A 4,381-nucleotide genomic window follows, 5' to 3' on the forward strand; every position below is an offset into this window, starting at 1 on the left:
GTACGGACCAAGCGAAGAAAGGACCGTCATGCTCGCTCTGTTCGTGCTCTACGTCGTGGTCGAGGTCACAGCCCTGGTCGCTGTGGGCAGTGCACTCGGTGTGCTGTGGACCGTGGTGCTGCTCATCGCTGGATCGTTGATCGGTTCGTTGCTGGTCCGTTCGCAAGGCCGGCGGGTACTGGACGGCCTGCGACGCGCATCGCAGGGTGAACGCTCGGCCGAGGGAGCCGTGGCCGACGGCGCACTCTTCGCTGCAGGGTCGGTGGCCATGTTCGTGCCCGGCCTGGTGACCACGGTGGTAGGCCTGTTGCTGTTGATCCCACCGACTCGCTGGCTGCTCCGGCCTGCCGTGCTGTGGGCGGCCGCGCGGTGGCTGCCCCGAGTCGCGGCGTCCACTCGGCGCATGCGCCCCACGGTCATCGACGGTGAGGTACTCGACGACCGTACGGCCGGCGAGAATCGCGGACCACGAACCACCGGACCGTCGCTCGTTCTCGAGGGTGAGGTGATCGACCCGGGCCGCGTCGATCCCGCTGCCGGGGATTTCCCCAAGTCCCACCGGTAGGGGCAGACTGGTCGCTCGTGACCACCGAATTGTTCTGCGGCGGACGGATCTACAGTCCTTCGGCTCCCGATGCCACCGCCATGGCCGTGACCGACGGAATCATCAGCTGGATCGGTGAGGATCGCACCGGACGAGCCTTGCATCCCGGCGTTCCCGTCATCGATCTGGCCGGTTCTTTCGTCGCTCCGGCCTTCGTGGACACGCACGTTCACGTGACCGACCTCGGACTGTCGTTGATCGGCCTGGACCTGAGCCGGTCCACGTCGGTCGAGGACTGCGTACGCATGGTGCGAGAACATGCGGCATCCTCGGAAGACGACCTGATCTGGGGTCACGGTTGGGACGAGTCCACCTGGTCCGAACAACGTCCTCCCACCACCGCCGAACTCGATGCGGCTGCTCCCGGACGAGCGGTGTACCTCACCCGAGTCGACTCGCACTCGGCCGCCGTATCCACCCGATTGCGGTTCGCCGCGTCCGCTGCCGACGCCACCTCCGGCTACTCCGAACAGTCTCCACTGACCGCAGACGCGCACCATCGTGCTCGGCAGACCGCTCGCTCGCTGCTCACCGCCGACACCCGACGCCGAGCAAGGGCTGCTGCGCTGGACGACGCCGCGGCGCACGGAATCGTCGCGGTCCACGAATGTGCAGGACCGGTGGTGTCGGGCATCGTCGATTTCCGCGAACTCATGAACACCGAGCACGGCGTCGAAGTACGCGGCTACTGGGGCGAGCTGGCCGATACCGCCGAACGCGCCCGCGAATTGCTCGAAGAGACCGGTGCCCACGGATTGGCAGGCGATATCTTCGTCGACGGATCCCTCGGGTCGCACACCGCATGGTTGAGCTCGCCGTACGCCGATGGTCCCGGAACCGGGGTGTCGTACGCAGATGTCGACGCGATAGCTGCACACATCGCCGCCTGCACGACGGCCGGAACTCAGGCCGGCTTCCACGTCATCGGCGACGCCGCGGTGTCGGCCGCCGTCACTGCATTCGGCCGGGTGGTCGCCGATCTGGGCACACCCGCCGTCGCGTCGTGCGGACACCGGCTCGAGCACGTGGCGATGGTGTCCGCGCAGCAAGCCGACCTGTTGGCGTCGTGGGGCGTCATCGCCAGCATGCAGCCGGCGTTCGACGCGGCGTGGGGCGGAGCCGACGGCCTCTACGCCGCGCGTCTGGGTGCCGAGCGCGCTGCCGAACTCCACCCGTTCGCGCGCCTGGCGTCTGCGGGAGTCTCGCTGGCGTTCGGCTCCGATGCGCCGGTGACGTCCCTCGATCCGTGGGCGACGGTCCGGGCTGCGGCGAACCACCGCACTCCGGGGAGCTCGGTGTCGCCGCGTGCGGCGTTCTCGGCTGCGACGCGCGGTGCATGGCGGGCGGGGGGAGTGCGCGACGGTTTGGCCGGAACACTGGTGCCGGGCGCCCCCGCGTCCTTTGCGGTGTGGGACGTGGACGAGCTCGTCGTGCGAGCACCGAAGGACAGCGTTCAACGGTGGTCGACCGACCCCCGTGCGGGCGTGGCACCGCTGCCCAGCCTCGAGGCGTCGTCCGTCGGTCCCCGCTGCTCGATGACGGTGCACCGTGGACGGGTCGTTCATGAGCAGTGAGAACCCCTCGACCGCGCGACTGACCCGGCTGTACGGACCCGCGCTGTCGACCGTCCTGGCTGCCGTTGCCGGCGCGCTCGTCTTCGCCAGTTTTCCGCCGCGAACGCTCTGGTTTCTGGCACCCATCGGCATCGCAGTACTGGCACTGGTTCTGACGGGGTTCGGCGGTCGCCGATCGGTGTCGCTGAAAGGCGGATTCGGATACGGCTACGTGGCCGGCCTCGCCTTCTTCGTTCCTCTGCTCCCGTGGATCGGCGTCTACGTCGGCCCGGTGCCGTGGCTCGCGCTGGCCGCAGCCGAATCGGTATTCCTCGGTCTGTTCGGTTTGACGGCCGTGCTGGTTGCGCGGAGCGCGTGGTGGCCGCTGTCGATGGCCCTGATGTGGAGCGCCGCCGAGTGGCTTCGGTCGAGCGTTCCTTTCGGAGGGTTTCCATGGGGCCGGCTGGCGTTCGGACAACCCGAGGGCTGGTTGCTTCCGTTGGCGAGCATCGGAGGCGCACCGCTACTCAGTTTCGGGGTCGCGCTCACCGGTACCGGACTGGCCGCGCTGGTGCTGACACTCACGCGTCGCGTCACCGCCCGATCGCTCGTCGGACCGGTCGTGACCACGGCGATCGCATCGATCACTGCGGTGTCGCTGATCCCGACTCTGCACACGAACGACACCGGGGACGGCGATCGCACGGCGACGATCGCTGCCATTCAGGGCAGTGTTCCTCGCCTGGGGCTGGACTTCAACGCGCAGCGCCGCGCGGTACTGGACAACCATGTGCGCGAAACGATGGCGTTGGCCGCCGATGTCGACGCGGGCAGACAACCCGCGCCGGATCTCGTCGTGTGGCCGGAGAACGCGTCGGATATCGACCCGCTGCGCAACTCCGACGCTGCGACGCTCATCACGCAGGCGTCGGTTGCCGTCGGTGCCCCGATTCTCGTGGGCACCGTCCTGGTCAACGCGAACAACACGAACACCAATTCCGTCATCGCGTGGAACGGTGCCGACGGACCAGGGGAGCGGCACGACAAGAAGATCATTCAGCCCTTCGGCGAATACTTGCCGTACCGAAGTTTCTTTCGGCTGTTTTCGGAATACGCCGATCGAGCGGGTTATTTCGTTCCTGGAAATGGAAACGGTGTCGTACACGCTGCAGGAATAGCGGCCGGAATAGCCACGTGCTACGAAGTCGCATTCGATCGAGCCCTCGACGAGTCCGTTCGTTCGGGTGCGCAATTCATCGCGATCCCCACCAACAACGCCACGTTCGGCGATACGGAAATGACGTATCAACAGCTGGCGATGTCGCGCGTGCGAGCCGTCGAACACGGACGCACCGTCGTGGTTGCGGCGACGAGCGGCGTCAGTGCCGTAGTCGGACCCGAGGGGAACGTCCTGCAACAAACCCCGCTGTTCGAGCCGGATGTACTGGTATCGACGGTCGAACTGCGGAGCTCGCTCACACCGGCAACGCGCATCGGTTTCGGCGCGGAGCTGGCGCTGATTCTGGCCGCGGCAGTGGGGTTGATCGCGACGCTCGTCGACGTCCGACGTCGACGGCTTCGGGAATGAAACAGTCGTCAAGTTCGTTCGGGTCGGTATTCGGCGCATCGACGGTCCGAATCACTATCATTCGTTCGATGTAAAAACGGCGGTCGGGTGGCGCACACAAGCGATCCTGTAACAAGCTTCTCCGAACAATCGATGCCCACTAGGACTACCGCACAAAAGAACTTGGCCGATGTTGTATCTTTGTAAGCCGCTGGAGGTGTTGGAGGTCCAGGATGCGGCCACCGTCGTACCCCCGAACGCCGCCTCGGTCACGATGTCAGGGGAGCGAACAATCGGCATCGATGCCGCGTCCGGATCGAGCGCCTGACAGGGAGGGGGAACCGTGTTCATGAGTTCACGGACACCGTCGATCGGCTCTACTTCGCGTGAGGTTCCCGCGATGCAGCCCGCCCGGTGAAAACGGGGTTCTTCCCTGTTTCAATCCGACAAGCTCCAGGCGACGAATCCAAACAGCCCCACAACCGCCATCGAGTGTGTGTGGACCGATACGAACGCAGACCAGAACGGACGCCAGAATTGCTCAATCGCGCGCAGACGCCGCCGCGGCCGGAGATCTCTCACCAGGCCGAAGGCTCCGATTCCACGGGTTCGACGTCGGCTTTTGCCGGTGCCTCCGTCCCGCCGAAAGGCAAGTGA

At 66.2% G+C, this 4,381-nt stretch carries 4 protein-coding genes; all 4 read left to right on the forward strand.

The genetic code is table 11. From position 1 onward, the window contains the following. The first annotated feature begins 28 nt into the window (after positions 1-28). The 4 genes from K414_RS27265 (at position 29) to K414_RS29170 (ending at position 4,052) form a co-directional block, all read left to right on the forward strand. Positions 29-565, forward strand: coding sequence for an FxsA family protein (locus K414_RS27265; RefSeq protein WP_037219361.1), 537 nt, complete (start codon positions 29-31; stop codon positions 563-565). A gap of 17 nt (positions 566-582) precedes the next feature. After that, the gene (locus K414_RS0117425) at positions 583-2,178 is read left to right on the forward strand and encodes an amidohydrolase (RefSeq protein ID WP_027497114.1); all 1,596 of its coding nucleotides are present in this window, start codon (positions 583-585) and stop codon (positions 2,176-2,178) included. Then, positions 2,168-3,745, forward strand: coding sequence for an apolipoprotein N-acyltransferase (lnt, locus tag K414_RS0117430; protein ID WP_027497115.1), 1,578 nt, complete (start codon positions 2,168-2,170; stop codon positions 3,743-3,745). The genes K414_RS0117425 and lnt overlap by 11 nt, the downstream gene beginning before the upstream one ends. 169 nt (positions 3,746-3,914) lie before the next feature. Then, positions 3,915-4,052 carry a hypothetical protein gene (locus K414_RS29170; RefSeq protein WP_161631808.1) on the forward strand — a complete coding sequence of 46 codons (138 nt, stop codon included), beginning with the start codon at positions 3,915-3,917 and terminating at the stop codon, positions 4,050-4,052. Positions 4,053-4,381: the final 329 nt, after the last annotated feature.

This window comes from Rhodococcus sp. JG-3, assembly GCF_000482405.1.
Lineage (GTDB): Bacteria > Actinomycetota > Actinomycetes > Mycobacteriales > Mycobacteriaceae > Rhodococcoides > Rhodococcoides fascians.